Annotated in this window: 17 protein-coding genes; 1 reads left to right on the forward strand and 16 read right to left on the reverse strand. The window is 34.9% G+C overall.

Going from position 1 to position 15,494, the window contains the following annotated elements; all coding sequences use genetic code 11:
• Nucleotides 1-1,094 precede the first annotated feature (1,094 nt).
• The 3 genes from PFY10_19300 to PFY10_19310 all read right to left on the reverse strand — a co-directional run bounded on the left by PFY10_19300 (nt 1,095) and on the right by PFY10_19310 (nt 2,851).
• Nucleotides 1,095-1,574, reverse strand: a complete 480-nt coding sequence (locus tag PFY10_19300) for a nuclear transport factor 2 family protein (protein ID WBV56337.1) — start codon at nt 1,572-1,574, stop codon at nt 1,095-1,097.
• Nucleotides 1,575-1,655: 81 nt separating this feature from the next.
• Nucleotides 1,656-2,036 carry a nuclear transport factor 2 family protein gene (locus PFY10_19305; GenBank protein ID WBV56338.1) on the reverse strand — a complete coding sequence of 127 codons (381 nt, stop codon included), beginning with the start codon at nt 2,034-2,036 and terminating at the stop codon, nt 1,656-1,658.
• 56 nt (nt 2,037-2,092) lie between these two features.
• Entirely contained in the window at nt 2,093-2,851 is a 759-nt protein-coding gene (locus tag PFY10_19310; GenBank protein ID WBV56339.1) for a glucose 1-dehydrogenase, read from the reverse strand.
• A gap of 967 nt (nt 2,852-3,818) precedes the next feature.
• On the opposite strand from PFY10_19310, the gene PFY10_19315 reads away from it, so the two are divergent.
• Nucleotides 3,819-4,085, forward strand: coding sequence for a T9SS type A sorting domain-containing protein (locus tag PFY10_19315; protein WBV56340.1), 267 nt, complete (start codon nt 3,819-3,821; stop codon nt 4,083-4,085).
• Nucleotides 4,086-4,841: 756 nt separating this feature from the next.
• On the opposite strand, the gene PFY10_19320 is transcribed toward PFY10_19315, so the two are convergent.
• The 13 genes from PFY10_19320 to PFY10_19380 all read right to left on the reverse strand — a co-directional run bounded on the left by PFY10_19320 (nt 4,842) and on the right by PFY10_19380 (nt 15,492).
• Nucleotides 4,842-5,789 (reverse strand): hypothetical protein, encoded by a 948-nt coding sequence (locus tag PFY10_19320; protein ID WBV56341.1) that lies wholly within the window; start codon nt 5,787-5,789, stop codon nt 4,842-4,844.
• Between the two features lie 852 nt (nt 5,790-6,641).
• Nucleotides 6,642-8,132, reverse strand: coding sequence for an amidohydrolase family protein (locus tag PFY10_19325; GenBank protein ID WBV56342.1), 1,491 nt, complete (start codon nt 8,130-8,132; stop codon nt 6,642-6,644).
• A gap of 403 nt (nt 8,133-8,535) precedes the next feature.
• On the reverse strand, nt 8,536-8,700 hold the full coding sequence (locus tag PFY10_19330; protein WBV56343.1) for a nuclear transport factor 2 family protein: 165 nt from the start codon (nt 8,698-8,700) through the stop codon (nt 8,536-8,538).
• Between the two features lie 270 nt (nt 8,701-8,970).
• Complete coding sequence (locus PFY10_19335) at nt 8,971-9,729, reverse strand: glucose 1-dehydrogenase (GenBank protein ID WBV56344.1); 759 nt, start codon at nt 9,727-9,729, stop codon at nt 8,971-8,973.
• A 94-nt stretch (nt 9,730-9,823) separates the two neighbouring features.
• Nucleotides 9,824-10,060, reverse strand: a complete 237-nt coding sequence (locus PFY10_19340; protein ID WBV56345.1) for a hypothetical protein — start codon at nt 10,058-10,060, stop codon at nt 9,824-9,826.
• Nucleotides 10,051-10,446 (reverse strand): hypothetical protein, encoded by a 396-nt coding sequence (locus PFY10_19345; protein WBV56346.1) that lies wholly within the window; start codon nt 10,444-10,446, stop codon nt 10,051-10,053. The genes PFY10_19340 and PFY10_19345 overlap by 10 nt, the downstream gene beginning before the upstream one ends.
• Nucleotides 10,421-10,585: a hypothetical protein gene (locus PFY10_19350; protein ID WBV56347.1), complete on the reverse strand. Its 165-nt coding sequence runs from the start codon at nt 10,583-10,585 to the stop codon at nt 10,421-10,423. The genes PFY10_19345 and PFY10_19350 overlap by 26 nt, the downstream gene beginning before the upstream one ends.
• Nucleotides 10,586-10,774: 189 nt before the next feature.
• Entirely contained in the window at nt 10,775-11,914 is a 1,140-nt protein-coding gene (locus tag PFY10_19355) for a hypothetical protein (GenBank protein ID WBV56348.1), read from the reverse strand.
• Nucleotides 11,826-13,526 carry a hypothetical protein gene (locus tag PFY10_19360; GenBank protein WBV56349.1) on the reverse strand — a complete coding sequence of 567 codons (1,701 nt, stop codon included), beginning with the start codon at nt 13,524-13,526 and terminating at the stop codon, nt 11,826-11,828. Before PFY10_19360 ends, PFY10_19355 begins: the two co-directional genes overlap by 89 nt.
• Nucleotides 13,519-14,049 (reverse strand): hypothetical protein, encoded by a 531-nt coding sequence (locus PFY10_19365; protein WBV56350.1) that lies wholly within the window; start codon nt 14,047-14,049, stop codon nt 13,519-13,521. The genes PFY10_19360 and PFY10_19365 overlap by 8 nt, the downstream gene beginning before the upstream one ends.
• A gap of 214 nt (nt 14,050-14,263) precedes the next feature.
• Nucleotides 14,264-14,842: a hypothetical protein gene (locus PFY10_19370; protein ID WBV56351.1), complete on the reverse strand. Its 579-nt coding sequence runs from the start codon at nt 14,840-14,842 to the stop codon at nt 14,264-14,266.
• A gap of 3 nt (nt 14,843-14,845) precedes the next feature.
• The gene (locus tag PFY10_19375; GenBank protein ID WBV56352.1) at nt 14,846-15,076 is read right to left on the reverse strand and encodes a hypothetical protein; all 231 of its coding nucleotides are present in this window, start codon (nt 15,074-15,076) and stop codon (nt 14,846-14,848) included.
• Nucleotides 15,073-15,492: a hypothetical protein gene (locus PFY10_19380; GenBank protein WBV56353.1), complete on the reverse strand. Its 420-nt coding sequence runs from the start codon at nt 15,490-15,492 to the stop codon at nt 15,073-15,075. The genes PFY10_19375 and PFY10_19380 overlap by 4 nt, the downstream gene beginning before the upstream one ends.
• Between the last annotated feature and the right edge of the window lie 2 nt (nt 15,493-15,494).

Below are 15,494 nucleotides of genomic sequence, written 5' to 3' on the forward strand. Positions count from 1 at the left end.
AGAATGGATACTTTAATCCTCTTCGGAGATTTTTTTCAAATTAGCCCATTCTGGTTCAATACCTTTGCCGATGAATGAAAAGTAGTAGGTAGAGTAAAATTAGCTCCAAATATTCCTTTTCCATCCAGAACGTAATAAAGCCATTATATATAGAAAGTAAGTGCTGAGTCGTAGTAATCCCCTTTTTATAGATACTTCTACCGTAGTTATAGGAACATAGTTCTTTGTCTGTAAAATAATGTCTCCTGAATTTCCGGAAAATATTTTGTAAATAATCCTTTCTTGTTAACTTACAGGAGCGTTTTCTGACAGTATATCCTGATCATAAAGTCTTTGAATTGTTAGCTAATCTTAAATTGTTCAAAAATTATATCTTGTGACTTTATTGTTTGCATAAGATTAGAAGTGAAAAAAATCAGAGCCCTTACGAACTCCGATTTTTTGTGTTTACACTGTCATGGGATGGTTTTGTATATAATCTGTTTTAATGATCATATTACTCCTTGAGTACTTTCTTAGTAATTTTCCCTTTTCAGTATATATCTTAAAGATATGTATTCATTTAAGCAAATCATATCTTTTTAATAAACGAAACTCGCCATTTGGTTGTCCATTTAGTAATACAATCAATGAATTTTTGTCAAAATATAATCATTAGATAACAATAAGACAATCAGAATAGGTTAAATATCAAACTCACTATTTGCATTTGAAATTTTCCACTTTCCACCTGTTTTGAATGTAGTATAAGTTTCAATAGTATCTTCTAAAAAATGAAAAAGAATTATTTTTTTCATTTTGAATTTGAATTCGAATTGAAAATGGAGATTGTCCTTTTTGATTTGTTTTTTTTGATTCTATTTCTATACTTCCGAATACAGCAATATATTCTCCCCTGTCCAAATATGTGTTCAATATCAAATTTGTGAAAAATATTTTCAGCAATAATATTTAGAAAATAATGTTGTACCTCCATAATCACGAAGAAAATTTCTAACTATTTCTGCATTTAAATTTTTCATTAGTAGGAGTTTATTTTAATCTTGATAATTACTCAATATAATCATTAAGTAATTAAACAGCGAATTAATATTTTATATATAATTAGCAGAGAAAGTATGAGCTACTTTTTTACCGTTTCGCACGATAATTACATCTGCAGCGTATTTAGCAATACCTCCTTTCCATTCAGTAAAGGCAATCTCTCCCTGAATTTGGCTTTTACTTAAATCTACCATGGCTCGAATATCATCGGGAAAATATTCAGTGAAAACCTTTTTATAAATTTCACGAATTGCTGGTTTACCTATAAAAATACCAGAACTATTTATTAGTATACCGTTATCACTCCAATCGGCCATAACCTTATCGATATTTCCTTCCCGCCACGCATTTAGATGACGATTTAATACCTTAGATGTTTCTTGTGCGGAAGTTGTTGGTGTTGTATCTTGATTTTCTTGTTCATCCGCTGAGGAAGAACAACTTGTTAGTAATGAAGGTAGGACCAACCCACCTATAGATAAAATTCCTGCTGCTTTTAAAAATTCTTTTCTATTTAACTGATCTTTCATATTATTTTATTTCTAAATCATTTTGTATTTAATAAATCGCAAACGAATATTATATTACATAAAAGTAGGTTATACATTAATTTATGCCGTGTAATCTGCTGCAAAAACATGGGCCACTTTTTTACCATCTCTTACAATAATTGTATCTGAAGCATATTTGGCAATACCTCCTTCCCATTCAGTAAAGGCAATCTCTCCATGAATTTTTTGTTTACTAAAATCTACCGTTGCTCGAACATCATCAGGAAAATATTCCGTAAAAACCTTTTTATAAACTTCACGAATTGCTAGTTTACCTATGACAATACCGGAGCTGTTTATTAATACACCATCATCGCTCCAATCTGCCATCACCTTATCAATATTTCCCTCACGCCAAGCATCAAGATGGCGATTTAATACTTCTGTAGTTATTGTTGTAGAAGTAATCTCCTGTACTACATCTATTTTCTTTTCTTTCATAATAATTTTGTATGTTATTTTTTTAGAATATCTGATATTAAGTAATTTAGTACTAATTAAAATGCTGTATTTCCACCATCAATGATTAACTCTGTACCTGTAACAAAAGATGATTCGTCAGATGCTAAAAAAATAACTCCATAAGCAATTTCTTCTTCTTTTCCTCCTCTCCTTAGTGGTGTTCCCTCTACTGCCATTTTTTTGAATGCTTCGTAATTTGGCATGTTTTTACTCATAGAAGTGTCTACAAATCCTGGGTGTACTGAGTTAACACGGATATTAAATGGAGCTAGTTCAACAGCAGCTCCCTTTGATAACAATCTGGAGCCTCCTTTCGATGCTGTATAACCAGTACCTCCAGCAGATCCTACAATCCCACCTATGGAAGAAATATTAATAATAGATCCGCCTTTTACCTTTTTCATAAAAGGAATCACGGATTTCATTCCTATAAATTGACTTGTAAGATTTATATTGAGTACTTTATTAAATTCCTTAACACTACGTTCTTCAAGCGGACTTTCAATATCTCCTATAATTGCTGCATTATTAACCAGAATATTGATTTTGCCATATAACCTGATTACCTCATTTATCACTGAGCTCCATTGTTTTTCATCACTTACATCATGTACCATGTAAGCTGCACTTCCCCCTAGAGTTATGATTTCTTGGCTAACCGCTTTAAGCTTTTCCTCATTTATGTCAGTGAGAAAAACCTGAGCTCCTTCTTGTGCAATTAATTTTGCTTCAACAGCACCCATTCCACTGGCTGCTCCGGTAATAATTGCAACTTTTCCTAGTAATCTGTTCATTGTATTTAATTTTAGATTAAAAAATTGTTTAGTGATAAGTCGAAATTAAAGAGATGAAAAATGAATACAAATAAGAAATCTTAAGTATTTATTTCTTTATAAATCTTTTTATTACACTGAATGATTCAGGTGTAATACCAAGATATGAAGCAATGTGTTTTTGTTTTATTCTGATCTCGATATCGGGAAATCGTTTAATTAGATCTTCATAACGTTCCTGTGCAGGTAAATCTTGAAATGCCTACAATCTTTTTATATGAGCTAAATAACTATTGATTCCAACGATTCGCCAATAGTGTTCAAGTTTAGGAATATCGGTAAAACTCTGTTCAAAATCTTTTCTGGAAATTATAAATAGTTCAGCATATTCTATTATTTCGATATTTTTTTTTGATGGAGTCTGAAGATGAAAGCTCTCCAAATCATTTGCCCACCATCCCTCAAAAGCAAAAAAAGAAGTAATTTCTTTACCTTTTTCATTGAGATAATATATACGGGCTATTCTCCGGATTTCGCAGTTAATAATTATACCTATGGGAGAACAAACGTGATGAAGAAAAATTTATCAGACTATACTGTTTCGGATGCTCACAGTATTGGTTTTGTTTTGGGCATCAATACTTTGGGACCTTCATTGGAAGTATGTTGAATAATATGGCTACAAAAATAATGTATTGGAAGATCCGAACAGTGGAAGCGTCAGAGTATTACAGCTTGTAATGGATGGGCTTAAACTTCAATCATGTAATCCAATCTTCATATAGGATAAAGATACCAATTCTAGCGGCAGACCAAGCTAAAACGGGAGTGTACGACCTGGAGAACTTTGCTAGGAGAGGGCTAGGAGTAAATGCTGCTCCTGGAGGACTTAACGTAATATGTATTGGGAACAATCATGCTGCTCTGGATTTAAATGATCAGGTGGAGGATTTTACTATCCCAGCAGAATGTGGCGTATTAGCAGTAAATGAAGCTATTTCAAGCTCTAAAGGATATCCATCTATCCAAATCCGGTGAAAACAGAATTTACCATCAACACCTTTCAGGAATAGATTTTTCAGGAATTACTACGGTTTCTATTTATGATTTTACAGGAAAACTGGTTTCTTCAGAGAAGATTAATCTTAATAAGCAAAATACAGTGAGTGTTAATACACTGTTGAATGGTGTTTACATGGTGAAAATCAGCAGTAATTCAATTGATTATAATCAGAAAATAATTGTTTCGAGATAAACTATAATACTACTAAATTGTTAATATCCCAGGGGGTAATTCTTCAGGGCTTTTTTATATTCCATAGTGGGATGGCCTCACGAAAAGGAAAGTCTTATCATAGCCTCAATTAATTCATCGTCATTTTTCATACTTTTATAACGATAGCTCCGCTTGATTATACCAATTGCCAAACAACTTTTCCCTTCACTTACGTTATATTTTTCACGGATAAAGTTAACAATTTTACACTGTCCAGAAGGCTTTACACTTTTTGACAGAACATTTTTTAAAGCTTCAATATTTAAACAACCTTCTGTATAAAGTTTCTTAAGCTTAGAATTTTCGGACTCCAGATTTCAAAGTCTTTGAATATCAGAACCTTCCAAACCTGAATATTTACTCTTCAAACGATAAAAAGTACCTTGAGTAAGCCATGTTCACGGCATATTTCTATGACACTTGTTCTTTGAGAACCCAAAAACCTGATTCTCTGAATACATACCCTTTTTCATATTTAAAGATAGAGTTTTTTTAATCAAAAACTCTATCTTTAAATGGATACATTTTTAGGTAAGTTTACAATACCTTATTCAATTATTGATGTTAATTAGGTGCAATTTGCAAAATTTTTGTGGGATGAGTATTATTGAATATCTTATCATCATCTTTAAACTTTAATCGACTGACCACTAAAATTCATATGACTTTAAGTTACATTTCCATTTAATAATTTTCAAAGATGAGCAATACTATTTTACCTCGCTTAAATTTTAATTACATATTAGGTGTACCTGGTACGATTCCTAATTTTTGCAAATTTTGTCTGATTCCTGTTCTTATTTTCATCATTTCTGGATCTTTATAAAAAAGAAGTATTTTTTTATTTTTCCCATCTGTAGCCTCAGGTTTATCATTTAATAGCACAAAATGAGTAAATGTTTCTGCTCCATCCTCATCCATTGAAGAACATGCATAAGCACTAACAAAATCTCCTGGTAGAGAATTAAAAATTTTGCTTGGATTCATCAATATGTCTGTTGGTAACTCTGAAACTTTTTCCCATGAAATATTAACGATTTGCTTTATAAATGAACCTTCTTTATAAGTACTTCCATAGCTGTCACTTTCTGGAAAATAATACAAGTACTCTTGTGTCTTGTTTTTTGTGATGTAATGTCCAAATTCATGAATCATAGCATAAGTGGTCATGTCATACCCCAAAGTATTATGCTTATAATCCGGTGCTGAAAAAGAAGGAATTTGCGTTTTACCCCTCTCTACATCGTAGGCAAGTCCCAAAGAGAACTGGTTTAAAGAGTTTTTTTTCCGAGCGCCAATATAAGCATATACATTAGATCCTTCTTCAGGGTAAAAAAAGGTGAGTTGTGTAATTTCTTTTCGAAATTCTTCGGGAATAATGTCTGTAAATAATTTAAATTTTTTCTTATGTTCATCAATTGCTTTTTGTTCTTTCTCCCAGATTTCTTTTTTTATATACATCGGCGCATTATCTGGTATCGAGAAAGATTTGTTAAAATAAATATTATTGTTGTAAATATTATAGGCTACTATAGCCAAGTTAATTTCTTTATCATCCTGGTCATCTGGGAAAATTATGTCTTCTTGTTTATATGTATTTTCTGTGGCACATGAGTTCAGACATGGCATGGTAGTTATTGTTAAAAATAATAACAATTTCAGGAAATTGTCTTGATTGTTCATAATAAATAAATTTGAAGTTTTAAGCAAAGGTCATGTATTAAAATTACTCTTTTTATGAAAACACTCCTTAACTTTTTAATATCAAATGTCCACTTTTTGCTGACGATCTACAGTTAGTATCATCAATCTGTACCCCATCCCAAGAAATTTTTCTGCTGTATCTTTGTAATCAGATTTTTTACGCCTTTTGACTACGGTTAACTTTGTATTTAAAGAGTACCCGCCAAACAGTCATTGCGGAAAGCATAATTACTTTTCGAAGCAGATGGGTTGAAATTTTTGCAGTTCCCCATCTTTTTTTCTCTCTTAAATCAAGGATGATTGATTCAGTTTCTTTTGTAACTTTGGTATTGGTAAGGGCTTTAGGACGTCTTGACTTATCTCACAGTCCTTATTTTCCTTCTTCTTTATATCTTTTTATCCAACGATGAAGTGTTGATCTTGCAATTCCAAAAACGTAAAGCCTCCTTTATTAAACACCCCGATTCTAAGCAGATTTTAAGTCAAACTTTGCGAGTCTTGACTTGGTGTTGCTGTTTATTCATGGATGAAATTTTAAAAATTTATACCATAAATTAAGTCATTTTTGTAAAGGAGCTATTGATACTTTACGCTACTAGCAGAACCTACTTTTTCATTTTTTTTGATTATATATATCCATGTTTATGTGGATAAGTACTCGGCATAAAATTCACTTTATACCTCTATTTTAGTTAAAATATAAGAATTTAAAAATATTTTTATTGAAAATATGGAACATGCTTATATCAATAATTCGGAGAATTAGCCTTTTTTTATGTAGATCAATTGGACTTCTTTCATAAAATAAAAAAAGTAAAGGAGTATATTTATTTAGAAAAAATGATTTTCTAACCCAGCCTTTGCAAATAGATAATCTCTAGATTCAGTAATTTTTGAGTGCAATACCTGCGTATCAATGCCTAGCATTTTCCCTTGGTATTTACGGATTTTTCCAGCAATGATAACCGTATCTACATTTGTTCTCTCCATCAGGGTAACGACTGTGCCACTTACACTATTAATTGGCATCACATTTAGATCCCTTGTTCGTAGCATTATAATATCAGCTTCCTTACCGGGTGTAAGACTTCCAATTTTATGTTCAAGATGTGTTGCCTTTGCCCCTTCTAATGTTGCATACCTGACAACATCATTACATGTAATAAGGTCTTGTTGACAATCTATACCTGAAAGTACTTGTGCATTAACTAAACCCCGTTGTAATGTATAGACAGATCTCATTTGAGTGAAAAAGTCGGAAGTCATTGTAACTTCTACATCACTGCTTAGAGAGGGTTGGACGCCATGTTTTAGTGCCTGCATAATAGGGGGAGTCCCATGTCTCATACTTAGCTCAATAGGAACAGCAAGAGAAATAGCGGCTCCTGATTTTGCAATACTTTCCCACACTTTATCATTCAATCCAGTACAATGAATTAATATATTATCTTTTCCCAAAAGATTTTCCTTTACTATATTTTCAAAGGCAGGAGCAGATCCTAAATTTCCAACAATATGTGATACAATTGGCACACCAATATCTCTTGCCATACCCCAATGATTCTTAAAATCTCCAGGAAAAAGTTCAGCTCCCATAGCCATAGTAAGAAGCTGGTCTGTCGAAGAAAAGTACATCTTTTGTATATCGTTGAGCTTTCGGGGGAAAGGAGTAGACTCACCAGAACCTGTTGAAAAGGCTACAAGTGCTCGCCTCCCACCATCTTTCAAGCCATGCATCAAGGCTTCAAAATGTTCCATCGAGTGAACTACTTGAGAAGTATCTAAAACAGTTGTAACTCCACAATCAATCTGATTTAATGATGATAGCAGTACAGCAGTATAAATATCCTCAGGACGAAATACAGGTGTCAATTTTTTAATTAAAACATCTAGATATGTAAATGGGTTATCTGGCTTTTTATCATTGACAAGAAGAGCCTCGGCTAAGTATCCTCTAATAGCGGTTTCATACTGATGATGGTGAGTATCAACAAAACCCGGCATTATTATATACTCACTTGCATCAATTACATATGTGTCCTCACCTTGCTCTATATCAGGTTTGATTTCTTTGATAATTTTACCTTCTATTAAAATATCAGCTTTTCTAAAATTTCCAACTTTAACATCCTGGCTATACACTATTCCATTCTTTAGAATGTATTTGGTATTTGCATTTCCAGAGATCTTTATTATCTTTCTTTCTTTTTCTTTTGAATCAGATAAACATCCGGTTAATAATGCAGGAGCTATTAAGGCTCCGAGAGATAATTTTCCTCCTAAATGTAAAAAGTCTTTTCTATCTATTTTTCTTGAATTCATTTCGAAACTATTTTTAAAATTAATGTTGCAAGTATTTTCACCAGAGGGCTGATTTTTCCTGTTAGTTCAAAACTATTAAGTCTTAAAAAAATGCTTTAATTTCATTGAATAAAATTGCCAATATAAAATATTTGCCTCTTTTATGATATGTATTGTGATTTAAGTTTTCGAAGTATTATGTTATTATTTACAAAATTGCAGATTTAGTGTATATTTGCTATCACATTGAAATAAATAAAAATTGTTTTTAAAGCCTTTATTTAATCAAAGTTTTAAATGTGAAATTGTTATCTTATTATTTTTGTTTGTTTAAATTTTTAGACAGTTCTATTGAGGCCATATATTGCTAATTAGTATAGTTTGGCAGCAAAGATATCATTTTAAGGAGAGTTAGTAATTTTTTTTAATTAATACTTTTACCTACCACTATACCTGAACTGTTGATCAACACTCCATCATCAGTCCAGTCTTCCATAACCTTATCGATATCTCCTGAACGCCATGCGTCGAGGTGACAGTTTAAAGCATTAGTTGTTTCTTCTGTTGAGTTTAATTGTTTTTCTATCATCCTTTTTTTGATTTTTAATTTGATATCCCTCCCATATAAAATACTGTATGTCAACCCGAAAATAGGCTATTACTACTTATAAATATATAAGGGCATAAGGAGTTTTGTTTTGATTTTTCCAGAATAAGTATAACAAAAATGTATTAGGAAATGCATTTTTGTTATACGACCATTCTGTAGCCTCCTATTTTGAAGCAATTTTATATGAACCAATAATAAATTTAGGATTGTAATTTACCTGTTTGACAAATGATATCGGGACAAGAATTATTATACAGCAGTATTTCCGCCATCAATAATCAATTCAGTCCCTGTCATAAAGGAAGATTCATCAGAAGCCAGGAAAATAACACCGTAAGCAATTTCCTCTTCTTTTCCTCCTCTGTTTAATGGTGTTCCATCAATAGCCATACGTTTGAAATCTTCGTAGTTGGGCATATTTTTATTCATCTCGGTATCCACAAACCCAGGATGCAGAGAATTGACACGAATATTAAAAGGCGCCAATTCAATAGCGGCTCCTTTTGATAACAGTCTGGCCCCTCCTTTGGAAGCGGTATAAGCCGTACCGCCAGCAGATCCTACAATTCCACCGATCGAAGAAATATTAACAATAGATCCTCCCTTGGCTTTTTTCATCAATGGAACCACTGATTTCATTCCGATGAAATGGCTTGTGAGATTTATATGGAGAACCTTATTAAATTCTTCAACGGTTCTCTCTTCCATAGGAGAACTCAGGTCACCCAAGATAGCAGCATTATTGACTAGAATATCAATTTTTCCAGCGACTCGGATGACTTCTTCTACTACGGAATTCCATTGTTCTTCATTACTTACATCATGTACCTTATAGTAGGCATGACCTCCTGAAGCATTAATTTCATTGGTAACTGTCTTCAGGTTTTCTTCATGGATATCAGTTAGAAAAACCGTAGCCCCTTCCTTTGCAAGCATCTTTGCCTCTACAGCACCCATTCCACTGGCTGCTCCAGTGATAATGGCGACTTTGTCTAATAATCTATTCATCGTATTTAATTTATAAGGATTAAGCAAATCCCCGTTAACAATGATTCAAAATTAGATCAACTGAAAAACAGTACCAATAAGAAATCTTAAGAAATCAATTTTTTAGAAGTTTTTTGATAGCGCTTAATGATTCCGGTGCAATCCCTAAATAGGAAGCAATGTGTTTTTGCTTTATTCGGTTTTCTATATCAGGGAATTGTTTGATTAGTTTTTCATATCGACTGTTTGCAGGAAGCTCCTGAAATTCCTCTATCCTTTTGATATGAGCCAGATAGCTGTTGACGCCAACAATCCGCCAATAACGTTCAAATTTTGGAATATCTATAAACATCTGTTCAAAGTCATCTTGGAGATTGCAAACAATTCTGCATCCTCTATTATCTCAATAAATTTGCGGGATGGTGTTTGTAAATTAAAACTCTCTAAATCATTTGCCCACCATCCTTTAAAGGCAAAAAAAGAAATTACTTCCCTGCCTTCACTATTGATAAGCAGATTGAAAATTGGCTTCGTAATATTCATTATAACCATCCCCTGCAACCAGAATATTGCTATTGCCTTTTTTTGAGCAATAAGTTCTGTTTGTGCCATTAAGTAACGGATATAGTCTACTTGCTGAATTTTTGCTGTTGTTTTCTTTTTTTCATACAAATCATTCAGCGCTTTTAATACGGGCCATGTAAAATCCTTACTATGTAGTTTCTTCAAAGATTTCATTGATGTGTTCTGTTAATTGTCCTCTGTGAAAGATACCTAATGGTGGTACATAGGTCAAGCCATTAGCATCTTTATTGTCGTGCATGATATAGATATATTGTCCTTCGTCATTAATATCACCTGCAGTTTCGATTGACATAGTAACGATTTGGTACTGTTCTTTTTTTGCTAGTTTATGTAATATTTCGTAATTGCTTCCCAAGCCTTCTGCTTCATCAATCGGCATAATTCGTATTCCGGTGTGATCTTCGCCTTCAATGAGCGATAGTCTGGCGAGGCAAAGCAGTGCATTGGCTGTATAGGTTTGCCCATTGCTTCCCGAATTTTTTTACCCATCTTGCCTGATTTCAAAAAGGAGATCAAAATAAGAGCGTGGGTTGAGCAGATCGTTTATGGTGGCTTCTCTTGTTCCGTTTGCTTCGCGGAATACACTAATCATGATGTCGTCAATGTCTTGTTTGTTATTTGTTGCAAACAGGCCTGTCTCCTGCATTTCGTTGGTGAGCCGTTTTCTGAAAACTTTCATCCAATCGTCTGGATATCCAGCAGCTGGTGTATGTTGTAATGTTGCATAATTAGCTCCTGTAATCTTATTTTTTGACAGGTAGTCGCTTATTTTCTGGACCTTGGTCAGAAATCCGTTATAAATTGTAGTTAATTCTTTAAAAGTGTTGTGTAGAATTTCTATTTTTCTGGAACCAATGCGCTGCAAATCGCTCGTGAGTTCGATAAGTCTCTTTTCAATCTGTTCGCCAATAAGTTCTTCTTGTATCTGTTGCGTAGGGAAAACGGTAGGTAACAGTTTGTTGGCCAGTACACCTACTGAATAGTCTTTTAAAATAGTCTTGTCTTCTATTTCTTCTGACGCGGCGGCGTAGGTGGCTTTGAACTTGCTGTAGGCATCCGTGCTCGGTGTTTCTGCTGGCTGCTGTTCTATTTTGATCAAATCCTGCTCGGCAATAAAATCACGTCGGTGCTCTCTTGCAAATTTTATTTTTGCTTCATTGAGTTTTAAAATACTCACATTGTGGTTGTTTTGGTATTGTTCAAATCGTGTTTTAGCTCCTGTGTGTTCCGTATCAATAGCGTTATGCATTTCGTAAAGCGTATTGATGGGCGGATTGGATTTAAACAAGTCATCTTCTATTCTATGAATTTTTAGAAGTGCTATTCTTTCGGCAGTTCGAATATTTTCTAAATCTGTCTCAAAATGGAGAAGCTGGCTTTCTCCTGTCTTTGTCAAATGGTCAAAGTCGATTGAACCATATTGTTTGGTCATATAGCTTTCAATCTGGTCAATTTTTTCCCGATTGTCCTTGTTCAGCTGATGGCTGTGGTTATACTTGGCAAAAGCCTTATCATGGGCGTCATTAAGGTTTTTATATTTTGTTAGATGTTGTTCGGCATCTTGGCTCTCTACCGAGTGTGATCTGGTCAGGAGGTACGCTGAGATGTTGTTTGGGTACATTGGTTATAAATTCGTGGATGCCGTTTAATTCCAGCCAAAATCCATTGTCGTTTGCTTTGAAAGTAAGCGGTTCTTTGAATAGTTTTTCGGGAAAGGGGAGGTAGCGTTCTTTTGGCGAATTGGGTGTTGTTCGCGATAGGTATTGTAAATGGATGAGTAGGCTTTCTTGCTCAGTCGTAAGGGGCAAATCGAGGTGTTCTATTGCCCAATGGGCCAGTGATGCTGGATTGTCCAAATCCGAAAAAACAAGTTGTGTTTCCAGCTTGCTGATGGTTTCTTCAAAATCCTTCAATTTTTGCGATGTCATTTTTCCTGCGGTTGCATAGTCATTGTACCGATCTGATTGTTCAAATTGCTGCTTCAGTTTGTTTTCTATAAGAAATTGTTCAAATGCTTTTAGGTTATCTGTATCTGTTACCTTAGAGCGTTTATCCTTATGCCATTGTCTGATGGCATCTGCATCTTGTCGATCTTCGGTAAACCAGCTGTTTACTTTGTCTATATTGTCTTTGTATTTGGCGCTTTCATCGAGCAGGTTTTTGGCTTTTTGCCATTCTATTTCAAATTTTTCTTTTTCCCGCTCTGAATTTTTGTTATTGTTTTTTAATTTGGAATGGGTTTTATGTTGGTCTTTGACATCAGTTATTTTGACATTGGACAATTTCTTTTTGATCAAAAGCCTTTTAATCTGGTTTGTTTGGTAGTCTTGTGTGGATTGTACAAGTTTTTCAGCAATAAGTTCATTTTCTTGATACCAGAAGCAGATGTTTTCCAGACTGAATTGTTTTTTCAGTTGACTGCAGGTATTGAAATCACGTAATACGTGTTCTATTTTCTGTTCTTTGCTTCTTATGGTGGCTATTTCTTCCAGTAGGTGGTGGTGTTGCTGCTGGTCTACATTAATGTTTTGTACTTCTTCTCGGTATTTGTCAACAAGCTGTTTGTGGTCGCTGTCTCCAAATAGGAATGTTTTGAGAGCGTCTGAATCAGTAAAGAAGCCCTTTTCTCTGGAGAAGGCTCGTATAATTGCCGCATAGCTTTTCAGACTTTGGTGGTTTTGGCTTAGGTCTACGGCGAGTATACCGTTGTTAAAAAGTAGATGGTGGTATTTTTTATTGTTTACTCCTTTCAGGTAGCCTTTTCCCAAAAATCTTTTTTCCAGATTTTCCAGCGTTTCGATTTGTCCATCGAGTAGCAGGTCTTTGTAAAATATTGGCTCATTCATGGGCAGGAGTGTTTCTTCAAAATCGTAGCCAGCCTGTATGATAAAAAATTGCATCTGAGTACTGGTGGTGTCCAGATAGCCACCCAAGGTGATGTACTTACGGTATTGTATTTCGATGTTGATGAAAATATAGCCACGCCCGTATTTGCCACCTCCATTTTTTAGGACAAGACCACTTGTATCTCTATTGCTTACGCCGTCTGTTCCCGATTTAAATACACGGGAGCCCACTAAAAGCATTTGGATAAAGTCGGCAATAAGACTCTTACCACTACCGCTTTCTCCACTAAAATCGGTACGGAAGTCATTGAAACGGTAGTCGCTGTTAAAATGCTGCCTGATGTTGAGGGTTGATAAACTGTAGATCTTGGGTTGAAATTTAGCCATGTTCTTTTCGTTTTATGATTTCATCGATTGTTTCTATCTGCGGGTAATATATTCTCCTTAGTCTTTCGAACGAGGGTTGGTAGGTAAAGTAGTCGCTGTCATTTGTATCTCTGGCAATCCAGCCCAGCTGTTCAAATTCGGCAAAGGCTTTATATACCATATTTTTTAGTTTCTCTTCGTTCAGGTCTAATCCTGCTTTAATTTCAATGGTTGATACGACACGCTGCATCTTGTTGAGGAGTTCATCGTATTCCTGATAGAGCAGGTTGATGAAATCGGATATTTTAGGCAACTCGATATTGCCGTCCAGCTTATAGATTTTGAAAAAGATAAGGCCAATAAGGATGTATTCCGATTTGAGGTACGATCGGTATTGGTTGTCGGTGGGGATTTTACCTCTTGAGCCTTCATGAAAGTCTATATAGAAGTAGGTGGACCATCCTTCACCTTCTTTCTTGAGAAGCATTTCAAAAAAATCGTCATAGTAGGCCTTTAGGCTTCGGTAATGCTTATCCAAAAGCATACATCGAAGCAGGTTTTGGAAAGTCCCGTTGTATGTGCATTCCCGATTTTAGAAGATAATCTAACTTAGCGAATGTGTTTTTAGCTGATTTGTCTTACATAAACGCATAACGTTCGTTTAGGTCTTTTTCAGTATCGTCATATTCCATAGTGAAAGATTTTGATAGTTTGGATCGTAATATTCGTTTTGGTCTACCGTAATTTCATATTGCCAGCTATTGCATTGTTTTACCAGCCTTTGAGCTGTTCTTACAGCTATGTTCAAGTTGTGCTGTTCGTGGTTGAGGATGTTGAAAAAGAAGAGCGAAAAATGGAGTTTTCCTTCTCTGTCTATATGGTTTAGAGCCTCTGTTGCCGAATATCGTATGCTTTTTTATTTCAAGCTTTTCTATGTTTTTGGCCATCATTTCCTTAGTCTGTTCTACATCTCTTGATCTTACAGCAGGGGGTAGAGGCGCTTTTCTGGCAAAGTCTCTTTCAGTCAAGATATAGAAACGTGGCACGGATTCTGGAATCCTGATGCTAAAGGATTCAATTTCTTCGGGAAAAATTAATCTTTTGGGCTGGTTGTTCTCTCGGACATAGGTGGCACTGTCTAGCAGATAATGGAGAAAATCGTCTGTTTTTCTATCGAGTTCCCGTTGGTTAAATTCGAAGATAAATTCCCGTATGCGGGGCTTTATTTTGTCAATACGTGTGCTTACCTGGTCTAAATGATTGCGTACGTTTTCGTTGTATTTTAGTACAAGGTTAATGCTGTCGAGAAGCTCAAAGTTTGCGGCGTCCTTGAGCATGTCCTATACAATGTCATCTATGTCGTAAGTGATCTGAAATCCAGTGGTCAGTTCGTGTACGTGCTTTTTGATGTGGTCTAAACCTGTGCTGATGGTTTCGATTACTTGCAAGATGTTGGCCTGTGGTTGTTTGATCTGAAAACGGAAATCGTCTACTGATTCGCTTACCTGCTGGTCTAGGATTTCAATTTGCTGGGCCAATTCGGTACTTCGGCTGTTGAAATAGTCGCTCATCCAGAACAGCATTTCGGAGGATTTTTTTCAAGACTTATTTTTAGGGTGTCTAGCAGGTTTTTGAATAGGCGTTCTATTTTGGCAGGATGATAGCTTTCAGACAGTCGTGTAAAGACTTTCCGGCAAAATTCTTCTCCATAGTTTTTAAAGCCATATACTTTTCTTTTCCTATCACGCCACAGAAGAAATTCTTGCAAGCGTAGGATGATGTTGTTGTTTCGATTGCCTTCGTCTCTTATGTTGGTTCCTCGCAGGTCGCTAAGTACTTTATTGATGATTTGTATGATTTGGTCTTCCATAAATTCCTGCTTTTGGTATTTTTGATATAATGCAAGAAGTATCAGCCCATCCTCCCGATTTGGTATTAGCTGATAATAGCGCGGTTTTGCTTCGGAATAGAGATCGATTTCTTTCATGG

The sequence above is a fragment of the Chryseobacterium daecheongense genome, assembly GCA_027920525.1.
GTDB classification, from domain to species: domain Bacteria; phylum Bacteroidota; class Bacteroidia; order Flavobacteriales; family Weeksellaceae; genus Chryseobacterium; species Chryseobacterium proteolyticum.